The sequence below is a fragment of the Marinobacter sediminum genome (assembly GCF_023657445.1).
Taxonomy (GTDB): domain Bacteria; phylum Pseudomonadota; class Gammaproteobacteria; order Pseudomonadales; family Oleiphilaceae; genus Marinobacter; species Marinobacter sediminum_A.
Genome location: NZ_JAGTWY010000001.1, coordinates 2,093,493 through 2,118,684, shown reverse-complemented (window position 1 = coordinate 2,118,684; position 25,192 = coordinate 2,093,493). Strand labels below are relative to the sequence as shown.

General features: G+C 55.7%; 24 protein-coding genes. 13 read left to right on the top strand and 11 right to left on the bottom strand.

Annotation, left to right across the window (positions count from 1 at the left end):
* Positions 1-195: 195 nt before the first annotated feature.
* Positions 196-1,836: a methyl-accepting chemotaxis protein gene (locus KFJ24_RS10020; RefSeq protein ID WP_250830930.1), complete on the top strand. Its 1,641-nt coding sequence runs from the start codon at positions 196-198 to the stop codon at positions 1,834-1,836.
* Between the two features lie 69 nt (positions 1,837-1,905).
* A complete protein-coding gene (locus KFJ24_RS10015) occupies positions 1,906-2,271 on the top strand; it encodes a DUF4870 family protein (RefSeq protein ID WP_250830929.1) in 366 nt (121 codons plus the stop codon).
* Between the two features lie 617 nt (positions 2,272-2,888).
* Here KFJ24_RS10015 and KFJ24_RS10010 read toward each other — a convergent pair.
* Positions 2,889-4,205 carry an MFS transporter gene (locus KFJ24_RS10010; protein ID WP_250830928.1) on the bottom strand — a complete coding sequence of 439 codons (1,317 nt, stop codon included), beginning with the start codon at positions 4,203-4,205 and terminating at the stop codon, positions 2,889-2,891.
* Positions 4,206-4,400: 195 nt separating this feature from the next.
* Between KFJ24_RS10010 and KFJ24_RS10005 the strand changes: the two genes are divergently transcribed.
* The 3 genes from KFJ24_RS10005 to KFJ24_RS09995 are packed head-to-tail and all read left to right on the top strand — an operon-like array spanning position 4,401 to position 7,358.
* Positions 4,401-5,240 carry a 23S rRNA (adenine(2030)-N(6))-methyltransferase RlmJ gene (locus tag KFJ24_RS10005; protein WP_250830927.1) on the top strand — a complete coding sequence of 280 codons (840 nt, stop codon included), beginning with the start codon at positions 4,401-4,403 and terminating at the stop codon, positions 5,238-5,240.
* A 34-nt stretch (positions 5,241-5,274) separates the two neighbouring features.
* Entirely contained in the window at positions 5,275-6,546 is a 1,272-nt protein-coding gene (locus KFJ24_RS10000; RefSeq protein ID WP_250830926.1) for a hypothetical protein, read from the top strand.
* Between the two features lie 11 nt (positions 6,547-6,557).
* A complete protein-coding gene (locus tag KFJ24_RS09995) occupies positions 6,558-7,358 on the top strand; it encodes a mechanosensitive ion channel family protein (RefSeq protein ID WP_250830925.1) in 801 nt (266 codons plus the stop codon).
* Here the strand turns inward: KFJ24_RS09995 and dctP are convergent.
* A complete protein-coding gene (dctP, locus tag KFJ24_RS09990; RefSeq protein WP_250830924.1) occupies positions 7,335-8,432 on the bottom strand; it encodes a TRAP transporter substrate-binding protein DctP in 1,098 nt (365 codons plus the stop codon). The two genes, KFJ24_RS09995 and dctP, sit on opposite strands and share 24 nt — an antisense overlap.
* 97 nt (positions 8,433-8,529) lie before the next feature.
* Between dctP and KFJ24_RS09985 the strand changes: the two genes are divergently transcribed.
* Positions 8,530-9,438, top strand: a complete 909-nt coding sequence (locus tag KFJ24_RS09985) for a DMT family transporter (protein ID WP_250830923.1) — start codon at positions 8,530-8,532, stop codon at positions 9,436-9,438.
* The gene (locus tag KFJ24_RS09980) at positions 9,428-9,706 is read left to right on the top strand and encodes a GIY-YIG nuclease family protein (protein ID WP_250830922.1); all 279 of its coding nucleotides are present in this window, start codon (positions 9,428-9,430) and stop codon (positions 9,704-9,706) included. Before KFJ24_RS09985 ends, KFJ24_RS09980 begins: the two co-directional genes overlap by 11 nt.
* Here KFJ24_RS09980 and KFJ24_RS09975 read toward each other — a convergent pair.
* The gene (locus KFJ24_RS09975; RefSeq protein WP_250830921.1) at positions 9,684-10,577 is read right to left on the bottom strand and encodes an alpha/beta hydrolase; all 894 of its coding nucleotides are present in this window, start codon (positions 10,575-10,577) and stop codon (positions 9,684-9,686) included. The genes KFJ24_RS09980 and KFJ24_RS09975 overlap by 23 nt on opposite strands.
* A gap of 78 nt (positions 10,578-10,655) precedes the next feature.
* Between KFJ24_RS09975 and KFJ24_RS09970 the strand changes: the two genes are divergently transcribed.
* On the top strand, positions 10,656-11,687 hold the full coding sequence (locus KFJ24_RS09970) for an alpha/beta hydrolase (RefSeq protein ID WP_250830920.1): 1,032 nt from the start codon (positions 10,656-10,658) through the stop codon (positions 11,685-11,687).
* A gap of 19 nt (positions 11,688-11,706) precedes the next feature.
* Complete coding sequence (locus KFJ24_RS09965; RefSeq protein ID WP_250830919.1) at positions 11,707-12,363, top strand: OmpA family protein; 657 nt, start codon at positions 11,707-11,709, stop codon at positions 12,361-12,363.
* 74 nt (positions 12,364-12,437) lie between these two features.
* On the opposite strand, the gene KFJ24_RS09960 is transcribed toward KFJ24_RS09965, so the two are convergent.
* Positions 12,438-12,740 carry a hypothetical protein gene (locus KFJ24_RS09960; RefSeq protein WP_250830918.1) on the bottom strand — a complete coding sequence of 101 codons (303 nt, stop codon included), beginning with the start codon at positions 12,738-12,740 and terminating at the stop codon, positions 12,438-12,440.
* A 207-nt stretch (positions 12,741-12,947) separates the two neighbouring features.
* Positions 12,948-14,177: a phosphoglycerate dehydrogenase gene (gene serA, locus KFJ24_RS09955; protein WP_250830917.1), complete on the bottom strand. Its 1,230-nt coding sequence runs from the start codon at positions 14,175-14,177 to the stop codon at positions 12,948-12,950.
* A gap of 192 nt (positions 14,178-14,369) precedes the next feature.
* On the opposite strand from serA, the gene KFJ24_RS09950 reads away from it, so the two are divergent.
* The gene (locus KFJ24_RS09950) at positions 14,370-15,773 is read left to right on the top strand and encodes an FAD-binding oxidoreductase (RefSeq protein ID WP_250830916.1); all 1,404 of its coding nucleotides are present in this window, start codon (positions 14,370-14,372) and stop codon (positions 15,771-15,773) included.
* Entirely contained in the window at positions 15,773-16,450 is a 678-nt protein-coding gene (locus tag KFJ24_RS09945; RefSeq protein WP_250830915.1) for an SIR2 family NAD-dependent protein deacylase, read from the top strand. The genes KFJ24_RS09950 and KFJ24_RS09945 overlap by 1 nt, the downstream gene beginning before the upstream one ends.
* 122 nt (positions 16,451-16,572) lie before the next feature.
* Here the strand turns inward: KFJ24_RS09945 and KFJ24_RS09940 are convergent, their stop codons facing one another.
* The 5 genes from KFJ24_RS09940 to KFJ24_RS09920 all read right to left on the bottom strand — a co-directional run bounded on the left by KFJ24_RS09940 (position 16,573) and on the right by KFJ24_RS09920 (position 21,260).
* Positions 16,573-17,883, bottom strand: coding sequence for an ABC1 kinase family protein (locus tag KFJ24_RS09940; RefSeq protein WP_250830914.1), 1,311 nt, complete (start codon positions 17,881-17,883; stop codon positions 16,573-16,575).
* Between the two features lie 47 nt (positions 17,884-17,930).
* A complete protein-coding gene (locus KFJ24_RS09935) occupies positions 17,931-18,593 on the bottom strand; it encodes a fumarylacetoacetate hydrolase family protein (RefSeq protein WP_250830913.1) in 663 nt (220 codons plus the stop codon).
* 24 nt (positions 18,594-18,617) lie between these two features.
* Positions 18,618-19,160, bottom strand: a complete 543-nt coding sequence (locus KFJ24_RS09930) for an adenine phosphoribosyltransferase (protein WP_250830912.1) — start codon at positions 19,158-19,160, stop codon at positions 18,618-18,620.
* Positions 19,161-19,190: 30 nt separating this feature from the next.
* Complete coding sequence (locus tag KFJ24_RS09925; protein ID WP_250830911.1) at positions 19,191-20,489, bottom strand: NCS2 family permease; 1,299 nt, start codon at positions 20,487-20,489, stop codon at positions 19,191-19,193.
* A 153-nt stretch (positions 20,490-20,642) separates the two neighbouring features.
* On the bottom strand, positions 20,643-21,260 hold the full coding sequence (locus KFJ24_RS09920; RefSeq protein WP_250830910.1) for a trimeric intracellular cation channel family protein: 618 nt from the start codon (positions 21,258-21,260) through the stop codon (positions 20,643-20,645).
* A 199-nt stretch (positions 21,261-21,459) separates the two neighbouring features.
* Here KFJ24_RS09920 and KFJ24_RS09915 point away from each other — a divergent pair, with 199 nt between their 5' ends.
* Complete coding sequence (locus KFJ24_RS09915) at positions 21,460-22,026, top strand: BLUF domain-containing protein (protein ID WP_250830909.1); 567 nt, start codon at positions 21,460-21,462, stop codon at positions 22,024-22,026.
* A gap of 164 nt (positions 22,027-22,190) precedes the next feature.
* Positions 22,191-23,171: an NADPH:quinone oxidoreductase family protein gene (locus KFJ24_RS09910; RefSeq protein ID WP_250830908.1), complete on the top strand. Its 981-nt coding sequence runs from the start codon at positions 22,191-22,193 to the stop codon at positions 23,169-23,171.
* A gap of 174 nt (positions 23,172-23,345) precedes the next feature.
* Here KFJ24_RS09910 and KFJ24_RS09905 read toward each other — a convergent pair whose 3' ends face one another.
* Positions 23,346-25,175: a long-chain-acyl-CoA synthetase gene (locus KFJ24_RS09905; RefSeq protein WP_250830907.1), complete on the bottom strand. Its 1,830-nt coding sequence runs from the start codon at positions 25,173-25,175 to the stop codon at positions 23,346-23,348.
* Between the last annotated feature and the right edge of the window lie 17 nt (positions 25,176-25,192).

Sequence of the window (25,192 nt, the reverse complement as noted above, 5' to 3'; positions counted from 1 at the left end):
TTGCCGCAAACCTGGCGGGTTCTGTAACCGGACCCGTCGGGTTTGCGGTTTTTTGTTTCAGAAATACTCAGGCCCGCCGATATCCTGAAAGGATGAACTAAAGTATGAGTTATTAGCTTACATCAATTCTATACGCTCCTTACGGGCCTTAAATAACAGAATGATGATTGAGACAATAAAAACGATGAGGTTGTTATGGCTTTACTCGATCGGGCGGCGATTTTCTGGGGGCTGGCAATTGCAGTCATTGTCGCCATTGCCTGTGTATTGGTGGCGCCTATGTTAGGACTTGAGCCGGCATCTTTACTCATTGGTCTGATAGTGGGGCTCGTGGTTGCAGGAGGGTTCCTTGTTTTTCGGGTGTTGGAGCCTGTCGAACAGGGGATCAAGAGTCTCAACGACGGTTCGCTCGCAGACGATCACCCGCTTCAGAAACAGTGTGCCGGCCTGCTCTCGGATGCCAGGGCAGGCCGTGCCCTTGTCCAGACCCTTTCGGGCAGTGCCGATCAGAATGCAATTTCCGCGGCCCAGGTGTCTTTCTCGGCGGATCAGTTGAAGCTGCGACTTGATCGCCAGGTGCAAGAGACCGCCCAGATGGCGGACTACGCCGGCCAGATTACGGAGACTGTCCGGGAGTCTTCCGGACAGGCAACCGAAGCCGCAACCATGGCGCATCAGGCCAGTGTTACCAGTGCTGAGGGCCGGCAGGCCCTGCTCGATGCCATCGAGAGTGTGCGTCTGGTGCATCAGCAGTCCGGCGAAAACCTCAAGCTGATTCAGGAGCTGAACGAGAAATCCAACAAGATTCAGGGTGTAACTACAACCATTCAGGGTATTGCGGAACAGACCAACCTGCTTGCCCTTAATGCTGCGATAGAGGCAGCGCGTGCTGGCGATCAGGGACGTGGGTTTGCCGTAGTAGCCGACGAAGTACGTCAGCTGGCGGGCAGGACGGCCCAGGCCACCGGTGAAGTTGCCGAAACCCTGCAGGAAATCCGTTCCGATACCACTCTGATTGTCTCCCGGATCGAAGACCTGGCCCAGAGTGTGGAAGAAGGGCTGAACTCCGTGGAAAATGTGGGTGAGCGTCTGGATCAGATCCGGGATCAGTCTGATCGGGTTCAGCAGCAGGTGGAAAGAATCGCGGAAATTGACCAGAACAACGAGCAGAGCCTGGAGCAGGTATTCTCAGCTATCGAAACCGTACGCGACCAGATTTCCGAGAGCGACACCAGTGTCGCCTCCCTCGCCGAACAGGCAGCGACCCTTATGGAGCTGGCGGAAAAGGCCAATGCATCTTTTGCGCTGAACAGTGATGCCAGTTACCACCGTTTTTTTTACGACCAGGCCAAGTCCGGAGCAGAGCAGATCGGGGCCCTGTTCGAAAACGCGATTCAGGAGGGCAAGCTCTCCGAGTCTGCGATGTTTGACAAAAAGCGGGATCCGATACCGAACACTCATCCGCCTAAATATACCAGTGCCTTCGATAAGTTCACCGACCAGTATCTGCCATCTGTTCAGGAGCAGGTGAAGAATTCCAACGATGCGCTGGTTTTTGCTATTAGTGCAGCGCCAGATGGCTATGTGCCCACTCACAATCGGGACTTCGCCCATGCCCCAACCGGCGACCCCAAGGTGGATCTGGTAAAGAGCAGGAGCAAGCGGCTGTTTAACGACCGTACCGGCATCCGTTGTGGAAGCCATAGCCAGGATATGCTCCTGCAAACCTACCGCCGGGATACCGGTGAAATCATGCATGACCTGTCAGTGCCAATCTACGTGAATGGCAAGCATTGGGGTGGTTTCCGTCTCGGTTATCGTCCGGAAAATCACTAACGTTTCAGGGCCTTCCGGCATGCGGGGCTGTGCTAGACTCGGGTTAGACTTTCAGAAGGAGACACTCTCTTGGCCGATCCCGAATACATCCCTGCAGATTCTGATCCTCTGGCTCGCCGTTCGGATCCCGCGCGCAACCTGGCAGTGGTGGTTTATATCCTTCAGGCACTCTCGTTTTTCTTGGGTGGGATTACCGGCCTGGTTGGCGTGATTATCAATTACGTCAAACTGGATGATGTCCGTAACACCTGGATTGAACGGCATTTCCAGTGGCAGATTCGCACCTTCTGGATTGGTATCCTCTGGACGGTGATCGGCATCGTAACCGCGCCCCTCATCATTGGCTGGTTTATCCTGTTGGGCATCTCAATCTGGATTATCTACCGTATTGTCAAAGGCGCCCTGGCGCTTAACGAGGGCAAGGCACCGATCTGAAATTTTATCGAGGATTGGGTGACCTAAAAAAGAACCGCAGAATGCGGCTCTTTTGCATTTTTATAATGAACTCACGTAGCTCAGTGCTATCAGGCTGAACAGACAGAACAGAGCGGCTCCAATGACTCGGTACCGGCGTCCCGGTTGCGGCAGGTTCCAATATTCCGGGGCTTCATAGGATTCGCGCTGACTCATTGGTTTACCACCCCTAACGTCCAGGGTATGGCCATCGTTTCCGCGCAAAGCCCACAGTTTGTTTTTTTGCATGTTTCCGAATCGTGGACATGAACCTTCGCCAGTCCCTGGCTTTTCCTGCTGTTGACGCCTCTATATAAATGTATGTGTTGGGCGAGGGCTTTTGAAGCACCGGCCGGTTCAGGAAAAGGGCCCAGGTCAGCCGTCTCACGGGTCAGGGCAAACCAGCCGATTGGCGTTTTTATTAGGCGTGTCAGATGTTCTTCAGGGATAACTGTGTCAGTTTTCATTTATCCACCCTCGCAAAAAGCATGTTGCCAGTCATGGGACAGCTCCCTGTCTTTTGTTGTAATCCGTTAGCTCGCCATCGCTGACACGGGTTTGAGGGATTAAGGTTCCATGGGTGGCTTGGCTTTTCGGGCCTACTCGTCCGTGGTCACCTCTTTCAGACGCACGGCACTGAACATCCCTGCCAGACCCATCAGTCCCAGAACGATGATAACCGCCACCTCCGATATCATGGATATGATGGCGGTCAGGCCTCCGGTAATGAGCAGTAAAATTCCGATGACCGTGTTGCTCACGGCAGTGTAATCAGTACGTTTGTTACCGCCCGCCATATCCACCAGATAGGTTTTGCGGCCCAGTCTTACTCCGGCATGAGCGATGCTCAGAACGAAAAATGCAATTGGATAGAACCAGACGCTGCCGATGTCCGTCCCGACAGAAAGTGCTGTAAAACCGACGATCAGGCACACACCGCTGGCCATGGCAGCACCACGTATCATGACCCTGCGACTGGATGTGTCCGCGGCCCAGCCCCAAAAGCTGGCGCTGAGAGAACTGGCTAGACTGCTGGCCAGCAGGAAAATGCCTAGCATCCAGCCAGTATCAGTCTCTTTCTGAGCAAGAACCACAAAATAGGGCGACGCCAGGGCCGAGCAGAGAAGCAAGGCCCGGGTGATCACGAAATTTCTGAAGGGGACATCGTCACGGAGCAGGGACAGACTGCGGAACGCCTCGTTGATGGCATTGCCGCCGCCGCCGGTTTCGCCCTCGTATTCCTGTACCCCGGCAAACAGCAAGCCTGCAATGACCCAAAGGATACCGGCTAAAAGCAGAAGTACGGTGTAAAAGGCGATCGTCGGGTCGCCCCTTTCCCAGAACAACAGGGCGGTCAGAACAACGGTTGCCGTGCCGCCGATCGTGGATGCAAGCCCCCCAAGCCTTCCCCGGCGGGTTTTGGGAATGCACTTGCCCTGAACATCTTTCATGGATACCGAACAGAATCCCCGGGCCAGCGAAAACACGATGAGGGCGGCAACGATTCCGGAGCCGGCGGCGTACCCCTCAAAAAACCAGACGCTCCCCGCAATAGCTGCAACACTGGCCGCCTGCCCAAAACTTCCAAGGGTCCAGAACCATTTTCGGACAGGTTTGCGGCGCACCCAGGCCGCAATGACCATCTGCGGGACGAGGGAACCGGACTCCCGGATCGGAACCAGCCAGGCGACGAGGGCCGGGGCGCCAACCGCGCTCATCAGCCAGGCGAGCACTGTTTTCGGGCTGATCAACAGGTCGCCGAGCTTGGTAAGGACGTTGCTGGCCAGAATCAGGAAAAAATTCCGGGGGACCTCCCGGCAGGCTTCCTCGGGGATGTCCTTGCAGACCCGGGCGTCCTCTTCATTGGCAATGAGGCCATAGAGCTGGTCGATGGTGTCTTTGTTCTGCTTGGGCAAGCCGGCGTCCTCGGTGCAAGTGTGAGTCAAGGATACCAGCACGCATGGTACCCCCTGAACCCCGTTTTACGGCGGTGTTTCCGGGGCAGACTTGTGTGATGGTTTCACTGCCTTTGCAGGAGGCGGGTCAGCCGCTGGCTTGCCTGGCGTCTGTTCATCGGGCCTAATGAGCGTCCGTAATGACGGAGCCGATCTATGCTGAGTTATCTGCATGCTTTCCATGCCGGCAATTTTGCCGATGTCCAGAAACACGCCGCCCTCACTCTCACGCTGTCCATGATGCAGGCCAAGGCGTCCGGTATCGCCTGTTTTGATACCCATGCGGGTAGCGCGATTTATGATCTGGACAGTGAACGGGCGAAGAAAACGGGTGAAGCCGATACGGGCGTCCAGAGACTGTGGAATGTTAGGGGGCAGGTGCGCTCCGGGGACTGGCAGCCTTTGCTGAAAGTGTTGTCAGAACTGAATGCCGGAGAAGGAGAACTGACGGTCTATCCTGGCTCGCCGGTCTGGTTTCGCGACTTCCTCAGGGACGATGATTCTCTGACAACTTTTGAACTGCATCCCGCAGAGGGTGATCAGCTTGCAGGCTGGGCCTCAGCGCAGCGCGTGCGTGTTATGAGGGAAGACGGTCTCAAGGGGTTGCTGAAACAGCTGCCACCGAGGCAGCCGCGGCTGCTGGTGCTGGTTGATCCCTCGTATGAGATCAAGTCCGATTACGCCGATGTGGCCTCAACGTTGCAAAAGGCATGGCAAAAGTGCCGCCATGGCGTCTATCTTATTTGGTATCCGATACTTTCCAGTGGCCTGCAGCAGGATTTGAAAGATGCTGTCCAGAACAGCTCTGTGCGCAAGGTGCTGTGCAGTGAGGTCCACCTGAACAACCCTCCGTCAAGGGGGATGACCGGCTCTGGCATGCTGTTGGTGAATCCCCCCTGGGGATTTGATGAGCGGCTATCCGCTATGATGGAAGATATTTCCGGCAGCGATGGCCTGGATGTGCGACACCAGCTTGATTGGCTGGTGCCGGAGTAACCACGTATCGTCGATCATTGCAGGAGCAGATTGTTTGACGGAAAAACAGCTTTTACCAACGGAAACTCCCTGCCTTCCCGGTGGCCTGATCCCGATGGACCAGTGGAAGCTGCCCGAAACGTCGGTTCGACGCTCAATCAAAGGAGCAATTCGCCATATTCTGTCCCAGCTTCGGGCGGGTATGTCGTCGGATGAAGAGCCCTTTGAAAGCCTTGATGATTTGCCGGTGCTTTCGGAGTCCCTACGCCGGCGTGTTGCTCCCGAACCTGACTTTTCGATCCAGGCCGCGGCCCTGGCTCAGGGCCTGGAGCAGATGAATGCTGACAGAGCGATAGTCCGTGATGTTGCGTTTCTGGTTGCTCCGCCTTTCTCCGGGATCCGTGAGGCACTCGTCCGCTTCCCCTGGCTGCACTCTGGTAGAGAGTCGGCATCGCCTGCGGACTGGTCGATCATCGCGCCGCCGGAAAACCTTTTGCTGGACGAGGATGAGGCTCGAAACTTTTGGGACGAGCAGGATTTGTCAGAACCCTGGGTGATTCCCGAACTTGCTGATTTCTGGCTGCGTCATATCTCCGGTCTGTCTCTGATACGGGAGTTGTTTCGGAGAATTTCCGCCCGTGAAACGGGCCGGGGAGTGGTCGGATGTTCCAGTTGGTGCTGGCAATTCTGGGAAAGCTATTTGCCCGAGGCCCACATGTCGCCCAGCACTCTTGCACCTCTGAATGCCAATTACCTCGGTATCTGGTTGGAATACCTGTCGCATCGCAATGGAAAGTTGCCTGTTAGTGCCAGAATGTCGAACGATGGCTTGTATGTCCTGCCCCCGCAGGATGAAAACGGTGACAGCAAGCCCAAACAAAGCGTGTTCCTGCGCGATCTTGCTGCCACCTCCCGAGGTATTCACGGTGTGGCCCTCGCTATCTGGCGGAGCGCACTGAGGGGTCGTCCGGAAGGCGATAGCGAGGCTGGAGAGCATCAGGAAGGCGCGGAGGGCAGAGGGCAGTCTCCGCATTGCTGGGTCGTTCCGCTGGATCAACTGAATTCCCCGGCCATGCCCCACAGCAACGACCGGACTCTTGGTTTCATCCTCCATGCCTTGCTGCTTCATGATGGCCTGGGGGAGGCGTCACTGTCTCTGGTGACCGGATTGTCAGCACATGAGTTGAGTCACGGGCTTTCAAGGTTGGCGCGCGCTGAAATCATAGTGCGTGGGGAGTCCGGAGGTCGCTGGCATGTCACTGCTTTGGGGTATCTGACAGTCAGGCGACACCTGAAAAGCTGGGGGTTCCCGGTTGATAACTTCTGAGGGTCGCCACCATGGGTGATTTTGGATTGAAAGAAGCCTTCTCCTCGATAACGTCTCAGGCGTTGCTCTATGCGCTCCTGGTTATCGCCGTCGCGTTTGTGATTATTTTTCTCATTCAGAAGCTGTTGCCGAGACTGGCTTCAAAAGTGAGCGGCAAGCCACGACTGTATCTACTTGCGCTGGTGCCCCTGCTTCGGTTGCTGATCATTATTGCCACCATCTTTGTCGTGGTCCCAATCCTGGTGGAACCCTCGGTTGAGAATATGGTTGCTATCTTTGGTGCGGTGGGTCTGGCGCTCGGGTTTGCGCTAAAGGATTATGCCAGCAGTCTGATTGCCGGTATCGTCACGCTCTATGAAATGCCCTATCGTCCGGGCGACTGGATTGAGGTAGGCGGCAAGTATGGTGAGGTGCGCTCTATTGGGACCAGGGCTGCGGAAATTGTTACTCCAGACGATTCCGTTGTCATCATGCCCCACGGCCATCTGTGGAGTGCCTTGATCGCCAACGGCAACGACGGTACGGACAATCTGATGTGCGTAGCCGAATTCCATCTCGAGCCCAACCACAACGTCCGCCGCGTACTGGATCTGTTGCGGGACGTAGCGTATACCTGCCCATGGACGAAAACCGGGCAGCCCATTGTGGTCGTGGTGGCCAACGAGCCGTGGGGTATGCACTATCGCCTGAAGGCCTATCCGCTGGAGCCCAGAGAGCAGTTCCGCTTTACGGCTGACTTGATCGCCCGGGGCGCCGAGGTCCTTGCGGGAGAGGGTGTCGGCTTTGTTTCAGCCCCCGTCACCGGGCGCTGAGTCAGCTTGTTGTGCTTCCAGCTCGTCGACCATCGCCATAATGCGATCCAGAATTTGCCCGCCCAGCGGGTCTGTTTGATCAACGTAGGTCTGCCTGACAGCCTGGCTTTTTTCCCTGAAAGCCGCGCGTTCCTCTTCGCTTAGCCTTACAACCTGCAACTGACCACCTTCCAGCATGCTTTGAAGACGCACCTGGTTTAGCTCCGCCTGGGTTTTCCAGGCTATTTCGCCAACGCCTTCAAGGGCTTCAGTGAGCCATTGTTTCTGTTTGCCCGGTAAATCGTTATACCAGTCCTGATTCGAGACAACCGAAGAAATGAACTGGGTCGGACGGGCCAGGGTCAAGGTGCTCTGTACGTCGTAAAAGTCCATCTCCTCAATCGCAAAGATCGGATTGCTCTGAGCATCGATGTTGTTCAACTGAAGGTCTGTATAAACCTGGGAATACGGAACCTGGCTGGGTTCCGCGCCGTAGGCCCGATAGGACAGGGTAGCTATATTGGAAGTCATGGTGCGGATACGCAGACCCTTGAAATCCTCCGGTGACCGTAACGGTTTGTTGGCAGTCCACGCCATCCACCCTTCAGGGACAAACGCCAGCAATTTCAATTGCTGACTGGCGTAGGCCTCATCGAACAGTGCCCGGAGTTCCGGGCTGGCAAGGAGCTGGCGGTTTACCTCTTCGTTATCTGACAGGAGATAATGCAGAGTGAATACGCCCGCCTCGGGGACCTCGTCCGCCAGGTGGCCGGGAGAAGCAAAGGCGAGATTGACCGAACCGTTCCGGGCCAGCTCTGTCAGTTGTTCCGAAGTGCCCAGAGAGCCATAGGGGAAAATATCGAGCTCGACCTTGCCGTCGGAATGCTCCTCAATTCGCTCCTTTAGGGCTTCAGCATAGGCGTGTTGTACACTGCCCTCTATTTCTTCCAGGGCAAAGCGCCAGGTGACGGGGTAATCGGGTGGCGAGGTCTCCGGCGTGGCGCTGCTCTCCTCGGACGGTCCGCTCTCGGAGCAGCCTGCCAGGGTGAACAGCAGGGTTGCCAGGAAGGGAAGCCAGAGGCTGGTAATGCGCATGTCCCGTTCTCCAGGGCCGGGGGTGAATGACGGATTGCCGCTAAAGTAACACACATGGGCAGCCGCCTTCCTGCCCAAACGTAACGGAGTTTCGACAATGGCAAACCAGAAGCAGGCGATGCTGTACGGACTTGCGACAGTCCTGCTTTGGTCTACCGTGGCTACTGCATTCAAACTGGCGTTGCGGGATCTGGCCCCGGTTCAGATGTTGTTGATTGCCTGCGCATCTTCTGTGGTGGTGATGGGACTGATTCTGGCATTCCAGCGCCGGTGGCACCTGGTTTTTTCGCTCAGTGGCCGACAGTATGCCCAGTCTTTCGGTATGGGCCTGATTAACCCCTGCCTGTACTATTTTGTGTTGTTCGGTGCGTTCGATCGCTTGCCGGCCCAGGAGGCCCAGCCCCTGAATTACACCTGGGCCCTGGTACTGGCTTACCTGTCTGTGCCTTTTCTTGGCCAGCGTCTCCGTAAACTGGATATCCTCGCCGGACTTGTCTGCTATGCCGGCGTGGTGGTTATTGCCACCCGAGGAGCAGTGACCTCCCTAAGCTTCTCGGATCCTCTTGGGGTTTCTCTCGCCATCGGCAGTACGCTGGTATGGGCTTCCTACTGGATCATTGCAACGCGGGATACGCGAGATCCGGTGGTGGGGTTGTTCCTCAACTTTCTGTTTGGACTCCCGGTTATCGCATTGATTTGTTGGCAGACGGAAGGCTTTAGTCTGCCCTCGGGCACTTCGCTGGCTGCTGCGGTTTATGTTGGCGTATTTGAAATGGGCATTGCCTTTGTTCTCTGGTCCTACGCTATGAAGAAGGCAGAAAACACTTCCAAGGTCAGTAACCTGATCTTCATCTCACCGTTCCTGTCGCTGGTCTTTATCTACTTCATTCTGGGGGAGCAGATACTGCCCTCCACCTACATTGGACTGGTGTTGATTATGGCGGGCCTGTGGCTGCAGCAGAAGAAGGTGCATGATCGGGAGCAGGCGCTGGCCCATGAATCCTGAATGGTCTGTGTACATGGTGCGGACCGTCAAAGGTGCGTTGTATACCGGTATCACCACTGACGTGGAGCGCCGGTTTGCCGAGCACCAGACCGGTGCCCCGAAAGGGGCGCGAAGCCTCAGGGGGAAGGGCCCGCTGGAACTGGTGTTCCGGTCGGCTGTGGGCGATCGAAGCCGGGCATCACGTCTTGAATGGCACATCAAGCAGTGGCCACGTACCCGCAAAGAGGCACTGGTCCGGGGGGAGCTTAGTCTGCCAGATGATGTTTGATGTGCGCGCCGGCCGCCGCAATGGCATCGGTGGCCCGGTCGAGCTGACCGCTATGCACCTGAAACACGTGCCAGAGACTGTTAAAGACCTCAAGGGTTGTCTGGACGTCGTCCCGTTTGGCTAAACTGGCAAGGCGCTCGGCATCATTGAGAAGGATTTCTTCGCTGCCGACCTGGATTAGCAACGGAGGCAAATTAGTAAGATCTCCGAATGCCGGCGAAATCAGCGGGTTGGTGAGTGATTCGCTGCCAGCGTATAGCTTGGCAGCTTTCTCTGTCCACGGGGCCTGAAGCACGGGCTCGCGCTCCGGAGAGTAGAGTTGCTGCTGGGTCAGGTCGATCCAGGGTGAGAAGACGGTGATTGATGAGGGGAGTGGCACTTGCCTGTCTCTCAGGCGCATGGCCAGGGCCACGCTCAGTCCGCCACCGGCGGAGTCGCCGGCGACCGCAATCTGTCCAGGCTGGAATCCCTGTTCCAGTAATGCCATGTAAACGGTTTCGGCATCGTCCAGGGCGGCGGGAAAAGGGTGTTCCGGCGCCAGCCGGTAATCCGGGACAATGACCTGACAGCCGCTGACTTTGGCAAGGTGGCCAGTGATGCCGCGGTGGGTGCTTGACGAGCCGATAATATAGCCGCCACCGTGTAGGTAGAGGATCGCGCCATTGGTGTTTTCGCCAAAGGTACTGCGTGTTGCCGGGACGCCGGAGATTGTATCCCTTTCAAACCGGCAGCCTCGGGGGGGCGTGGAGCTGCGATAGGCCTGAGTGATCAGCGTTCTCTGAAGAGCCACCGGGACGGCCGGAGTGAGGAAGGGTCGTACCAGGCGCATCATGGTCGTGCGCAGTGTGGCCTCAAGAACTTGTTGCAGCATCTGTGTTCTACCCCCGCTATGGGTTAGGATTGCAGTTCAAAAACTTATTCATCAACCATGACAGGCGTTTAACTCTACGTGTACTGGAAAACAGATACCATAGAAATTCCGGATTGGGACAGACACTCCCTGCTTGAGCGGCTTGAAGCCTTCGAACCTGCCTGCAAGCGGGACTTGAGTCATGAGATGGTGGCCTACTGCCGTTTTTATGGTCTGGATCTATGGGTAGAACACCCGGATGTGGCTTATCATCAGGGATACGTCGAGGCCGGACGCCATCAGGTTATGGTGCATTATTACCGGTTGCCCGACACCTGCGGTGAGCGTGGAACAGTCTTTATTCTCCATGGGTACTTTGATCATGTGGGACTCTACAGTCAGTTGATTGACCGGTGTCTGGGTGCCGGCTTTGACGTGCTTGCCTATGATCAGCCAGGGCACGGGCTGTCGAGTGGAACGCCGGCGTCGATCGGCAGTTTCCTGGAGTACCAGGGGGTTCTCGCCGATGTGATGGCGCATGTGAAGGGAAAAGTAAGGGACCCCTGGTTTGCCGTAGGGCAGAGTACGGGAGGCGCAATCCTGATCGATTATTTGTTGTCCAATCATCATTCCCGGGACACATCTGACTTTCGGAAAGTCGTGCTGCTTGCGCCGCTGGTAAGGCCCATGGGTTTCCTGGGGGCTAAAATTTTACACAGTCTGGTGAAACCATTTTTCACCCGCTGGCGTCGGGTCTTTGGGGCAAACAGTGGTGATACCCGCTTTTTGCAGTTTCTCCGGGATCATGATCCCCTGCAGGCCCGGGCAGTACATGTAGATTGGGTCAGCGCATTGCGCAAGTGGGTGCCCCATATTGAATCTGCGCGTCCGGTGGACTTTCCTGTTACGGTTGTTCAGGGCGAGAAAGATCTGACGGTGGATTGGGAACACAATCTACGGATAATCCGAAATAAATTTTCCTCTGTGGAGGAGCTCAAAATTCCGGACGGGCGTCATCATCTGGTGAACGAAGCCCAGGATTTGCAGGCGACGGTATTCAATACCATCATTGATACATTCATGAATGAGACGGCTCGGCCTTATGCGGAAGCAGAGGGATGCCGGGAATAACCAGGTACAGGAGAATGCTGTGAAGAAAACAGTTCTTGCGTTTGTGATTGCTACGTTCACTCTGAGTGGTTGCATGACCTATGACCCGTATACGGGTGAGGAAAAAACTTCAAGCGCTACCAAGGGTAGTATTATCGGTGCTATTGGCGGCGCAGCAATTGGGGCAGCAACCTCCAGTAAAAGTGATCGTGGCAAAGGTGCCCTGATCGGTGCGGCCAGCGGTGCAGCTATTGGCGGTGGTATCGGTTACTACATGGACAAGCAGGAAGCAGAACTGCGCCGTAAGCTGGAAGGTACCGGTGTGCGTGTGGTCCGTAATGGAGATCAGATTGAGCTGGTAATGCCTGGCAATATCACCTTTGATCTGAACCAGTCTTCCATCAAGCCATCCTTTTCCGGCACCCTTGAATCGGTATCACTGGTGCTGATGGAATATGACAAGACCATCATTCAGATTGAAGGTCATACTGACAGCTCAGGTTCCGATAGCTATAACCAGCTCCTTAGTGAACAGCGGGCCAGCTCGGTTCGGGACTTCATGCTGAACCAGGGGATTGAGCCCAAGCGTACCCGGGCCGTTGGCTATGGCGAGCGCTATCCTGCTGCTTCCAACGATACGCCTGCAGGACGTGAGCAGAACCGTCGCGTTGAGCTGACGCTGGTGCCGATGCAGTAATTGGCCCGTGGCCCGGCGTGTCCGGGGCGAAAAAAAAGCGCCGCCACCAGAAGGTGACGGCGCTTTTTTGTATCCTAGCCTTGTCGGCGGCTGCTGTCGTCGTTGTCTGACAGCCAGCTGTCGATCTGATCTTTTATTCCCGAGAGTTTGTCTTCACCCGATTCTCTGATTTCGGCCAGCTTGCTCACGGCGGAATCGATGTTGTTCTCCAGATCCTGGATTTTCTCCGAAAACTGCTTCTGGATCTCGGCTTCCGCCTGCTCGTCCTTCGCTTCGGCTTTTCGGGTCTCGGCATCCTGCTTCAGTTTGTCGACCTGTTTGCGCCAGGCATCAGTCTGAGTCTCAAGCTTTTGCTGCAGTGAATCTTTCAGTGACATAGTGCTCTCCTTTGGCGACACGTTGAAATTTAACGCGCGGTAAAAAATACTCCTGTACTACGCAATAACTGGACTCAGCAGCCGTAATATCAAGGCGTGGGCAGATTAAGGTTTTGTCAGGACAGGTTTTGACCGAAAGGCAATTAAGGTTCGGGGCATAAAAAAACCGGAGCAGACTGCTCCGGTTTTTTTAATCGCGGGTGCGGATCAGAAAAGCACACGGCAGCGAATTGTGCCTTTTACCTGGAGCAGCTTTTCAAGTGCCAGCTCACCGTAGGCCTTGTCCACATCAACCACAACATAACCAATGTCTTCCTTGGTCTGGAGGTACTGGCCACAAACGTTGATGCCATTCTCTGAGAACACCTGGTTAATCTCGGACATTACGCCTGGTACGTTCTCATGAATGTGCAGCAGGCGATGCTGGTTCGGATGAGAGGGCAGGGCCACTTCGGGGAAGTTTACAGAGGAGACTGAGGTGCCATTGTCACTGTACATCGCCAGCTTTTCTGCCACTTCCCGACCGATATTTTCCTGGGCTTCGATGGTGGAGCCGCCCACGTGAGGCGTCAGGATAACGTTGTCAAACTCTCGCAGCGGAGAGACGAATTCTTCTTTGTTGGACTTTGGCTCGACCGGAAACACATCGATGGCGGCGCCCAGGAGTTTACCGCTCCCGAGAGCGTCGGCCAGGGCGTCGATGTCGACCACGGTGCCGCGGGAAGCGTTCATCAAGACAGAGCCCGGCTTCATTTGCGCCAGCTGCTCGGACTTGAACATATACTTGGTGGCCGGGGTTTCCGGAACATGCAGGCTCACCACGTCGGCAATGTTCAGCAGCTCCTGCATGGTACCTACCTGGGTGGCGTTACCGATGGGCAGTTTGGAAACCACATCGTAGAAATAAACGTCCATGCCCAGGCCTTCAGCCAGAACACTGAACTGGGTGCCAATGTTGCCATAGCCAATGATGCCCAGTTTTTTTCCGCGGATTTCATAGCTGTCCTTGGCGGACTTCAGCCATTCACCACGGTGCGCTTTGGCATTTTTCTCGGGAACGCCACGCAGGAGCAGGATCGCCTGAGCCAGTACCAGCTCGGCCACACTCCGGGTGTTAGAGAAGGGTGCGTTAAAAACCGCGATACCGCGGCGGGTGGCAGCCTGCAGGTCTACCTGGTTGGTGCCGATGCAGAAGCATCCCACTGCCACAAGCTTCTTGGCAGCTTCAAATACTTTCTCGGTCAACTGGGTGCGCGAGCGAAGACCTACGAAGTGCGCATCGGCAATCTTCTCAATCAGGTCTTCCTCGGCCAGCGAGTGAGTCAGATACTCGATGTTGGTGTAGCCTGCAGCGTTCAGGGTATCAATGGCAGATTGATGCACGCCTTCCAGCAGCAGGATCCGGATTTTGCTCTTTTCGAGAGACGTATTTGACATGGGCTTGCTTCCGAACCTTTCGTCACGTGAAATGACCTGTGACCAGTGATCGTCAGGGCTGGCTCACAGAACAGGGGCGGTATGATACCATAAACATAGAATTTCACAGCGCGCCGGATAGCCTTAATCAACTGCCCTGGCAACGGCCAGGTTTCAGGCTGCCGGCCCAACCTTGATGAGACAGACGCATTCATGAATTCCGAACAGATCATTGCTTCCCTGAAAGAGCTGGTTGCCACCGGTGCCGCGGCCGGAAAAGTGCTGACCGATCCCGCTGATCTTGAAAACTATGGCAAGGACTGGACCCGGATCTATCCGCCGAAGCCACTGGCGATTGTGCTGCCGAAGACCACGGAACAGGTCCAGGCACTGGTAAAGTTTGCCAATGAAAACCAGGTGGCACTTGTGCCCTCGGGTGGCCGCACGGGCTTGAGTGCTGGCGCGGTTGCGGCCAATGGAGAGGTGGTGGTTGCCTTCGACAACATGAACCAGATTCTGGATTTCAACGCCAGCGACCGGACAGTGCGGTGTCAGGCGGGCGTTGTGACCGAACAGCTTCAGAACTTTGCTGAAGACAATAGCCTCTATTACCCGGTGGATTTCGCGTCGGCTGGCTCCAGTCAGCTTGGTGGCAACCTTTCCACCAACGCAGGCGGTATCAAAGTGATTCGTTATGGCATGAGCCGTGACTGGGTGGCCGGACTGAGGGTGGTGACCGGCAAGGGCGATATTCTCGATCTGAACAAGGAACTTGCGAAGAACAACACCGGGTACGACCTGCGTCATCTGTTCGTCGGAGCGGAAGGCACACTGGGCTTCATCACGGAAGCGACCATGAAGCTGTCACGAAAGCCGGACGATCTGACCGTACTGGTGCTGGGCCTTAACGACCTGACTAACACCATGGATGTGTTAAAGGCTTTCCAGAAGCAGATCGACCTGACTGCCTATGAATTCTTTTCGCACGAGGCCATGGGGCATGTTCTCGCCCATGGCCAGGTGCAAGCTCCGTTCGAAACCGAGGCACCTTATTACGCGCTGCTGGAGTTTGAGGCAGTATCCGATCAGGTGATGGACGACGCCATGAGCCTCTTCGAGCAGTGCGTGGAAAACGGCTGGGTACTGGATGGCGTGATCAGCCAGAGTGAAACCCAGGCTCAGAACCTGTGGCAGCTGAGAGAGCGCATTTCCGAGTCCATTGCCCCGCGCACGCCCTATAAGAATGATGTCTCTGTGGTGGTTTCCAAGGTCCCCGGTTTTCTGCAGGAAATTGATGCAGTCGTGACTGAGCACTACCCGGATTTCGAAATTATCTGGTTTGGCCACATTGGCGACGGCAACCTGCACCTGAACATTCTCAAGCCAGAAGACATGGCAAAAGAGGATTTCTTCGAAAAGTGCCAGCAGGTCAACAAGTGGGTGTTCGAAATTGTCGAGCGGTACCAGGGCAGTGTCTCTGCCGAGCACGGTGTGGGCATGACCAAGAAACCCTACCTGCAATACACCCGCAGCGATGCGGAGATGGCCTACCTGAAGGGCATCAAGCAGGTGTTTGATCCGAACGGCATCATGAACCCCGGGAAGATCTTCGACTGATGCAGGAACATATCGTTGTACTGACCGGCGCTGGCATCAGCGCCGAAAGCGGTCTCTCTACTTTCCGCGACAACGGCGGCCTGTGGGAAGAACACAGTGTCTACGATGTGGCAACACCGGAAGCTTTTGCCAGAAATCAGGAGCTTGTTCTGCGGTTTTATAACGACCGCCGCCGCCAACTCGAATCGGCACAGCCCAATCAGGCCCATCGCCTGCTGGCAGAACTCGAGGCTCGATACCGGGTGACCATAGTCACCCAGAACGTAGACGATTTGCATGAACGTGGCGGGTCCAGCACGGTGATTCACCTTCATGGTGAACTCACCAAGGCCCGAAGCTCCCGCTACCCCGAGCTGATCTACGACATTGGTTACCGTGAGATCCAAGCCGGAGAAACCTGTGAGCGGGGCGCTCAGCTTCGTCCCCACATCGTCTGGTTTGGTGAAGAGGTGCCGATGCTGGAAACCGCGGCGGATATCGTGCGCACTGCCGACCATCTGCTTATCGTCGGCACTTCGCTGCAGGTATATCCGGCGGCCGGACTGGTCTACGAAGTGGATATGGATGTACCCATCACCGTGATTGATCCCGGTGAACCCGCTTCCTTATCCCGTGCGAGGGTTATTCGCAAAGGTGCCGGTGAAGGTGTTCGGGACTGGATTCAAAGTCTGGTGTGAATTCGGTGCATGGAGGTCTATTGGGGAGGGCCTTCCAAAACTGTGCGGAGCCATGGATGGCGGAGCTCAAGCGCCACATGGACGTGCTTGAGCGTGTTTTGGAAGGCCCTCCCCAATAGACCTCAGTCCTCGAGCCCGAGATATTCCCCCAGCTCTTCCCGAAATGCCGCTTGAACCCCCAACCGCTTCAGCATCCAGTAATGCCCCGCAATCATCCGGTCAATGAAGATGCTCTCTACCGGCGGCTTGAAGTACTCAAGATATTTGAACACCGTGCTGGTCTTGGCTGCCACATGTTTGTGGATGTCTGACTGTGCAAAATCGTAGGGTTTATCCTGATCGAAGGGAACAATCAGAATATCCCGCCACATGGCGTAATAGGCCTGGTCCACTGCAGGCTGATTTTCTACCCGGGCTCCCAGGTCGATCAGGTGACGGTCCAGCGCCTGGTAGTCTTCCTGTAGCGCCGCAATGAGCGCCTTACGGTAGGCTTCGACGATTTCCGGCTTCAGCTTTTTCACGCAGCCAAAGTCGTACATGATGATTGAGCCGTCGGGACGATAGGCAAAGTTGCCTGCGTGGGGGTCACCGTGGATGCACTGGAACCGGAAAAGCTGGTCGGCCATGGTGGTGAAAATCCGGTGGCCAATCAGGTTGATGGTTTCCTGATCATAGTGCTCCGGTGTGACCTCACTGACATGATCACCCTCTACCAGCTCCAGAGTCAGAATCCGGCGTGTCGAGTGGCTGTCGATCACCTCGGGGATAATGACCCAGTCGTCTTTCTCGTGAAACCTGCTGAAAAGTCTCAGGTTCTCGGCTTCGTTTTCATAATCGAGTTCTTCTTTCAGACGCTCCCGAATCTCACCAAACAACTGGTCGACCGTTTCCTTCGGCATTTTCAGCAGCCCGCCGAGCCTCAGGGCCATTCGAAGCTGCTTCAGATCCGAGTCGCAGGATACATCCACACCGGGATACTGTACCTTCACGATCACATCGGTACCGTTGTAGAGCCTGGCGCGGTGTACCTGGCCGATGGACGCTGCGGCATAGGGCGCTTCCTGAAGGTATTCGAAAAGCTCAGAAACAGGCTTGCCCAGCTCCGATTCGATCTGCCCGACAATGATTTCGAATGGCATGGGCGGGGCTTCTTTCTGAAGCTTTTGCAGGGCATCTGAGAATTCTTTTGGCAGAAAGTCCTGGGTCTGCGAGGCGATTTGCCCGACTTTCATGACCGCCCCCTTGAGTTCGCCAAGCGTGTCCGCGATCTGGCCAGCCATCCGGGTGTAGTTTTCGCTCTGGGCGCCCTGATCATTTTCGCTTCGGAAAACACGACGAGCTCGCTCGCCCGCATATCGGCCGGCCACGGAGGCTGTCATGCCTGCGAGTTTCAGGAATCGTCCGCTGCGGGAAGTAACCGGTTTCTTTGCCATGCCAGATGTACGTCCTTAACCGGATATGGGTTTGCTGTTGCTGAACGTTAAACGACTTTGGTTTCGACGAACAGCAGGTCTTCCATTTCCAGCGAGAGTGTTTGGCCGGATTGAAGCGGGCCCACGCCCTTGGGTGTGCCGGTCAGAACCACATCCCCGGGCTGCAGCGTGAACAGACTGCTGATGTGTGCAATCAATGGGACAACGGGGTTGAGCATATCCCGGGTGTCCCCGGTTTGCTGACGATTGCCGTCGATATCCAGGGTGAAATGAATGATCTCTTTGCCAAGCTTTTCCGCAGCCACAAATGGCGACAGAGGGCAGGCGCCGTCGAAAGCCTTGGCCCGCTCCCAGGGCTGACCTTTTTCTTTGAGCTTGCTCTGGATATCCCGGAGAGTCAGGTCGAGTGCCAGCCCATAGCCAAGAATGGCGGCTTCCGCTTCGCTGGCAGAGGCATTGGTCAGGGGGCGGCCAATAAGGACGGCCAGTTCGGTTTCAAAGTGAACGGAGCCGCGATCACGGGGGAAATCAAGGGGGCGGGTGATATGCACCGCTGCTGTTGCAGGCTTGATAAACAGCAGCGGCTCATCCGGAACCGGGTTGTCCAGTTCCCGCGCATGTTCCGCGTAGTTGCGGCCAATACAGACAATCTTGCCAAGCGGAAGATGCACCGGAGTGCCATCTTTCCAATGGTGTTGGTAGTCCTGCATAGCCTTCTCCTGTTTGCCTTGGGTCTATTCCCCTTCGAACGAGCAAACAGTATAAACCTGAAGCCCCTCCTCCTGAAGCTTCCGGGAGCCGCCGAGATCGGGCAGGTCAATCATCGCTGCAACCTCAACGATCTCCGCGCCAATCCGGCGGATCAGACGGGCCGCCGCCAACATGGTACCGCCGGTGGCGATCAGGTCATCCACCAGAACCACCTTGTCGCCTGATTTGAAGGCGTCTTTGTGAAGTTCAACGGAGGCGGTGCCGTACTCGAGCTCATAGTCCTCGACCAGGGTGTCAAAGGGCAGCTTGCCTTTCTTGCGGACCAGTACCAGTGAGGCGTTGAGCTCGTACGCCAGGGCAGAGCCTATGATGAAGCCGCGGGCATCGACTGCTGCAACGGCATCAATATCATGACCATGATAGCGGTGGACAAAGGCATCGATCAGCTTTCGAAATGCTGTTTTGTCCTGAAGGACCGTCGTGATGTCCCGAAAGGCTACGCCAGGCTTTGGCCAGTCCGGCACAGTGCGAATGGCTTTTTTGATGCTTTGCGAAAAATAATCCATGACAGATCCGGTAATCGTTCTGGACGCGGCTCAGGCCGCGTCCAGGAAGATGAATTTCAGAACGAATACAACGGCGATGGTGACGACGCTTGGGTTCAGGTCAGACCACCGGCCACTCAGTGCTTTCACAATGGCATAGGTGATGAAGCCCAGCGCAATGCCGTTGGCGATGGAGAAGGTCAGCGGCATCATTAATGCGGTAACCACTGCCGGCGCAGAGTCGGTGATGTCGTCCCAGTCGACCAGCTTCAGGCCGCTGGTCATCAGCACGGCTACATACAATAACGCAGGCGCTGTGGCGTAGGCCGGGATGATGCTGGCAATCGGAGACAGAAGCAGGCACGCCAGGAACAGAGCGGCTACTACGACAGCCGTAAGACCGGTCCGGCCACCAGCGGAAATACCGGCTGTGGATTCAATGTAGCTGGTGGTGGTGGATGTACCCAGCGCGGCGCCGGACATGGTCGCTACGGAGTCAGACATCAGGGCGCGGCGAAGTCGTGGCAGCTTGCCATCCTTATCCAGCAGGCCGCCACGCTGGGCCGCGCCGATCAGTGTGCCGGAGGTGTCGAACAGGTCCACGAAGAGGAACGCGAAAACAATGCTGATCATGCCCACGTTCAGGGCACCTGCGATATCCAGCTGCATAAAGGTTGGCGCGATGCTTGGCGGCGCGGAAACAAACCCCTTGTATTCCACCATGCCGAGCATCATCGCGATGACCGTGACAGCAATGATGCCGATCATTACCGCACCGGTTATACGGCGAAAAGACAGGGCGCAAATCAGCACAAAACCACCAAAAAACAGCAGGCTCTCAGCGGTCTTGATCTCGCCCAGGCCAACCAGGGTGGCAGGGTTATCTACCACGATACCGGCATTTTTCAGGGCGATCAGTGCCAGGAAAAAACCGATACCGGCAGAAATGCCGAAGCGCAGGGACATGGGGATGCTATTAATGATCCACTCACGGATTTTGAAAATGCTCAGCAGGAAGAAGATGAGGCCTGACAGGAACACGGCCCCCAGTGCGACCTGCCAGCTGTAACCCATGCTGCCGACGACGGTGAAAGAGAAAAAGGCATTAAGCCCCATGCCCGGCGCCAGGGCAATCGGGTAGTTGGCCCAGAGGCCCATGATCAGGGTGCCGATGGTGGCCGCCAGACAGGTGGCGACAAACACAGCACCGAAGTCCATGCCGGTGGAAGACAGGATGCTTGGGTTGACCACGATGATGTATGCCATGGTCAGGAAGGTAGTGATGCCCGCAACCAGTTCTTTACGAACAGTTGTGCCGTGGGCCTGGAGTTGGAACAGTCGTTCAAGCATGACGGGAGTCTGCCTCTCAGGATGCCAAAAGTTGGGGTTAGGGAATCAGTGTCAAACGGAAAACGTGGATTGCGTGAAAAAACGGCAATCTTACCGACTGTGGGCCTTCAGGCCAAGGGATGATTGACAGTTTGCTATTAATGAGGTGCCAATTCAGCGCTGTTTGGGATCTCGCTGCAAACGGATGTCGAAGCGCACCGCCAGCATGCGGACGGACGTTATAAACAGCAGTCCGATCGTTAGCGCTATGACGTCGTTGGCTAGGTACCACTGGCAGACGAAATATAGCCAACAGCCGGCGAAGGAGATAGACGCATAAACCTGGTCCTTCCGGAATATGTAAGGGACTTCGTTGCAGAGGGTGTCGCGAAGTGCGCCGCCGAAGGTGCCGGTCATGACGCCCAGCAGTGAGGCGATGAACCAGGAGTGGCCGAGATCCAGGGCCAGTTGTGCACCCAGAATTGAGAATACTCCCAATCCGATAGCATCCGGGAACACGATTCGTGAAGCCCGGATTCGTGCGGCCCGATTCCAGTAGCTGAAGACAATCGCCAGGGCGAGGATCAGAATTGGCTGCTCTTCATGCCTGATCCAGTACACCGGGTGGTTGTCCATGATCAGGTCCCGCAAGGTGCCACCGCCCAGTGCGGTGATGAACCCGATGGTAAATACCCCCACCGGATCCATATTTTTGGAGCGTGCGGCCATCATGCCTGAGATGGCAAAGGCGACGATCCCAATCATTTCAAGCAGGTAGATAATATCGAACATGGTAAACCCTGAGGGGGATTACAGAGGGCAGTTTTAACGCTAAAAACGAGTGGTCGAAGAATAGCGGAAAACAGCTTTTGATTCACCCTGGGGAGCTGCTCAGTTGGTTCGTCTATTACGTCATCTGTGATCCATCACGACATACCCGGACGTATCTTGCATCCAGCTTACATTTAGTCTGGTTTACGGAGTTTCTGATATGTCCCTGATGCGTCTGGCTTATGCCAGTGAAGCCACGTTCGAAGCCAAGCCGGTGGAACAAGGTGTAGAACCCCACGTGGCCCGGATTCTTATGACCTCCCGTCGAAATAACGGCAAAAGCGATCTCGTTGGAGGTCTCTACTACGGGGACAATCATTTTTTCCAGTACCTCGAGGGTGAGGAGGAGGATGTCCGGAAAACCTACGCACGAATTCAGGGAGACAGCCGACATCGTAATATTACCACGCTGATCGAGGAGCCTCTTGAAAATCGGACGTTCAGCAACTGGTCCATGAAGTATGTGCCGCTTTCCTCGGATGTTCGCCGGTTCCTGGAACGCCATGGCCTGGAAAGGTTTGATCCTGCGTCGTTCACTTCAAGACAATGTGAAGAAATGATCGAGCTGGTCCGAAATTCCAGCCAGGGCGATAAGCTGGTTAACTACGATAGCGCCGCGATGTCGGGCGCGAAGGTGCAGGCGTTTTCTCCCGGCCTGCGAGCGGGGCTGCTTGTTGCGGCAGCGTGCCTGATGGGCGCTTTATTCTATGCCGGCTCACTGCTTTAGGCCGCAAAGACCACGTATAAATGCGGCTTATAAAATTGGATAAAGGAACTTTATTTGCTTCATGGGGCGAGTCTGTTTAGCTTGGTGGAATTCGGAAAACGGGCAGGTCTCTGTCTGGCCAGATTCAAACAACGCCAAACAACAACGTCGTTACAGGAGTTTCCATGAAAGCCATCCTCTGCAAAGAATATGGTCCGGCTGAAAAGCTGGTTATTGAAGATGTGCCAAGCCCTGAAGTCAACGGACGCGGTGTTAAGGTGCGCGTCAAAGCCGCCGGCCTGAACTTCCCCGATACTCTTATCATCGAAGGTAAATACCAGCTCAAGCCCACCATGCCGTTTTCGCCGGGCGGAGAGATGGCGGGCGAAGTCATCGAAGTCGGGGAAAAGGTAACCCGGTTCAAGCCGGGTGATCGTGTTGCAGGTTTGACCGGTTACGGATCCTTTGCAGAGGAAGTGATTGTCCCTGAACAGAACCTGTTGCCGGTACCGGATGGCATGTCGGATGAGAAAGCCGCTGCCTTCACTATGGTATACGGAACCTCCTATTACGCACTGAAGCAGCGTGGGAATCTGCAACCGGGAGAAAGCCTGCTGGTTCTTGGTGCCAGTGGTGGTGTTGGTCTGGCCACTGTGGAGTTGGGCAAGGCCATGGGGGCACGTGTAATCGCAGCGGCGAGCTCTGCGGAAAAGCTGGCGATTGCCAAAGAAGCTGGCGCTGATGAACTTATTAACTACACCGAAGAGCCTTTGAAGGAAGCGGTCAAGAATCTGACCAAGGGCAAGGGTGTGGACGTTGTTTATGACCCGGTAGGTGGTGATTTCACCGAGCAGGCATTGCGTGCCATGGGCTGGAATGGCCGTCATCTGATCATCGGTTTTGCGGCCGGCGAGATTCCGAAGGTTCCGGCCAACCTGACGCTGCTTAAGGGCTGCTCTGTGGTTGGTGTGTTCTGGGGTAGCTTTACCCAGCGCGAGCCGGAGGCCAGCGCCCAGAACATGATGGAGCTGATGAAGCTTTACGCCGAAGGCAAGATTGATCCTAAGATCAGCGCAGTGTTCGAGTTTGAGGATTACGCCAAGGCTTTGGGGGCTCTTACTGAGCGTCGTGCTACCGGTAAGGTGGTGCTCAAGGTCGGCTCCTGAGTCTGCTCCGGATCGTAGCCTGTTGGACCTGGTGGTAACGCCATGTCGGGCAGGCCTTCCCAAAAACCGCTACGAGCACGTCCATGTGCGCTTGTAGCGGTTTATGGGAGGGGGTTCCCACCAGTGCAGTCCCCACTGATCTATCAGGCTAGGGCCAAAACATCCCTGCCAACATCAAAAGCTGACCTTTCCACCATCTATATCGGCAACCAACTCAGGCGTCAGCCGCGTATAGCCTTCGGTTTTTGGTAACCAGGCAAACACCTCTTCGTTGTTCCGGTCCAGTGAGTAACCCGCTTTCTGGATATCCACCTTACGGTATTTGAAGGTCCCCGTTTTCTCGATGGCGCGGGTTATCCGCACGAACACGGGAATAGCGTAGGCGGGCAGGTTGGCCTTGAGGTAGGCGAACAGTTTGTTGACGTCAAACTCGCTGCCATTGCTGTGTGGCACCAGCGTCACCATCCCCGCCTTACCGTTGGTTTTCGGGATCTCCACGCCATAGACAATGGCTTCTTCGACCATGCCGGAGCCGTCAATGATGTTTTCCACTTCGTTGGTGGATACATTTTCACCTTTCCAGCGGAAGGTATCGCCCATGCGGTCGACAAACTGAAGGTGGCAACAGCCGATTTCTTTCAGGACATCTCCGGTGTTGAACCAGGCGTCGCCTTTCTTGAATGCATCGCGGAGGATGGATTTTTCCGTGGCCTCTTTCTGGGTGTATCCCTCAAATGACCACTTTTTCGTGATCTCGCCAATCAGCAGTCCCGGTTCGCCCTTGGGCACTTCTTCCGTAAAGCCTTTTTTATTACGGATGGGATCTCGGGTGCCTTCGTGGAATTTCACCAGTTTATAGGGAGCTGTGGAGAAGCCAACGGTGTTGTCCATATTGAAGAAGTTACTGAAACCAATGTTGCCCTCGCTCGAAGCGTAGAGTTCGGCCACGGTTTCAATACCGAAACGTTCCTTGAACTCCTTCCAGATCGAGGGGCGCAGGCCGTTGCCGATCATTTTGGTCAGGCTGTGATTGCGGTCCTGATCGCTGGCTGGCTGGTTTAGAAGGTAGCGGCAGAGTTCGCCTACGTAGCCGAATGTGGTGGCATGGTAGCGGCGCACGTCGTCCCAGAAGGCGCTGGCGGAGAATTTACGGCGCAAGGCGATGGCCGAGCCTCCGGCCAGAACAGAACCCCAGCACACCAGCAGAGCCGTGCCGTGGTAAAGAGGCAGGGTACAGTAAAGAACGTCCTCGGGTTCCATAGCGAGAGACATCAGGCCGAAGCCACCATAGGCCATGATGAACTTGCGGTGTGAGCCGGGGGCGGCCTTCGGCAGGCCGGTTGTGCCCGAGGTGAACAGATAGATCGCGGTGTCACCCATTATGGGTGGGTTGCTGAGAATGGGGTTGTCGCTGTTGAACGCGCTTACCTTCTCGGCCATGTTGAGAAAGCCGTCAGGAGCATCGCCAAAGGCGTTCATGGTATTCGTGTCGGCAAGGAACAGGAAGGGGTTGGCGTGGCTGGTGGTCAGGTCCGCCTTGATGCTGTCAAAGGGCTCAGTGAGTTCCTCACCCACCACCACCATTTTGGGTTCTACCAGGTTTATGCTGTGCTCAAGTACCTTCCCTTTCTGGGAGGTATTGAGCATGGCGCAAGCCACGCCAAGCTTGGCTGCGCCAGCAACAACGGCCAGGAGTTCCGGGCGGTTTTCCAGAAAGACAGCAATCGAATCCCCTTTGGCCAGTCCCTGGTCCCGGAAAAAGTGGGCAATGCGGTTAGCCCAGGCATTGAGTTCGCTCCAGGTGATGCTGCGATCCTCAAAGAGGACGGCGGGCCGATTGCCGTATTTTTCGGCATTGCGTTCAATCAATGTGCCAAGGGTGAGTTCGCTTCTCTCATTTTTTACCGCGTAGTAGTAAAAGCCGCGGGCGATGAAGGGGAGGCGCCGAAGCACGTCAGGAAGACGGCGTGCAATGTCGAGGGCGTTTATGTTGTCTTGGCTCATGCTCTTTCCGCAGGTTC

Excerpts from the sequence above, each read along its gene's own strand:
- serA (WP_250830917.1), bottom strand. The coding sequence starts at position 14,177 with ATGTCAAATACGTCTCTCGAAAAGAGCAAAATCCGGATCCTGCTGCTG.
- KFJ24_RS09950 (WP_250830916.1), top strand. The coding sequence starts at position 14,370 with ATGAATTCCGAACAGATCATTGCTTCCCTGAAAGAGCTGGTTGCCACC.
- KFJ24_RS09905 (WP_250830907.1), bottom strand. The coding sequence starts at position 25,175 with ATGAGCCAAGACAACATAAACGCCCTCGACATTGCACGCCGTCTTCCT.
- KFJ24_RS09985 (WP_250830923.1), top strand. The coding sequence starts at position 8,530 with ATGGCAAACCAGAAGCAGGCGATGCTGTACGGACTTGCGACAGTCCTG.
- KFJ24_RS09915 (WP_250830909.1), top strand. The coding sequence starts at position 21,460 with ATGTCCCTGATGCGTCTGGCTTATGCCAGTGAAGCCACGTTCGAAGCC.
- KFJ24_RS09925 (WP_250830911.1), bottom strand. The coding sequence starts at position 20,489 with ATGCTTGAACGACTGTTCCAACTCCAGGCCCACGGCACAACTGTTCGT.
- KFJ24_RS10005 (WP_250830927.1), top strand. The coding sequence starts at position 4,401 with ATGCTGAGTTATCTGCATGCTTTCCATGCCGGCAATTTTGCCGATGTC.
- KFJ24_RS09945 (WP_250830915.1), top strand. The coding sequence starts at position 15,773 with ATGCAGGAACATATCGTTGTACTGACCGGCGCTGGCATCAGCGCCGAA.
- KFJ24_RS10020 (WP_250830930.1), top strand. The coding sequence starts at position 196 with ATGGCTTTACTCGATCGGGCGGCGATTTTCTGGGGGCTGGCAATTGCA.
- KFJ24_RS09995 (WP_250830925.1), top strand. The coding sequence starts at position 6,558 with ATGGGTGATTTTGGATTGAAAGAAGCCTTCTCCTCGATAACGTCTCAG.
- KFJ24_RS09920 (WP_250830910.1), bottom strand. The coding sequence starts at position 21,260 with ATGTTCGATATTATCTACCTGCTTGAAATGATTGGGATCGTCGCCTTT.
- dctP (WP_250830924.1), bottom strand. The coding sequence starts at position 8,432 with ATGCGCATTACCAGCCTCTGGCTTCCCTTCCTGGCAACCCTGCTGTTC.
- KFJ24_RS09910 (WP_250830908.1), top strand. The coding sequence starts at position 22,191 with ATGAAAGCCATCCTCTGCAAAGAATATGGTCCGGCTGAAAAGCTGGTT.
- KFJ24_RS09940 (WP_250830914.1), bottom strand. The coding sequence starts at position 17,883 with ATGGCAAAGAAACCGGTTACTTCCCGCAGCGGACGATTCCTGAAACTC.
- KFJ24_RS09975 (WP_250830921.1), bottom strand. The coding sequence starts at position 10,577 with ATGCTGCAACAAGTTCTTGAGGCCACACTGCGCACGACCATGATGCGC.
- KFJ24_RS09930 (WP_250830912.1), bottom strand. The coding sequence starts at position 19,160 with ATGGATTATTTTTCGCAAAGCATCAAAAAAGCCATTCGCACTGTGCCG.
- KFJ24_RS09935 (WP_250830913.1), bottom strand. The coding sequence starts at position 18,593 with ATGCAGGACTACCAACACCATTGGAAAGATGGCACTCCGGTGCATCTT.
- KFJ24_RS09960 (WP_250830918.1), bottom strand. The coding sequence starts at position 12,740 with ATGTCACTGAAAGATTCACTGCAGCAAAAGCTTGAGACTCAGACTGAT.
- KFJ24_RS09980 (WP_250830922.1), top strand. The coding sequence starts at position 9,428 with ATGAATCCTGAATGGTCTGTGTACATGGTGCGGACCGTCAAAGGTGCG.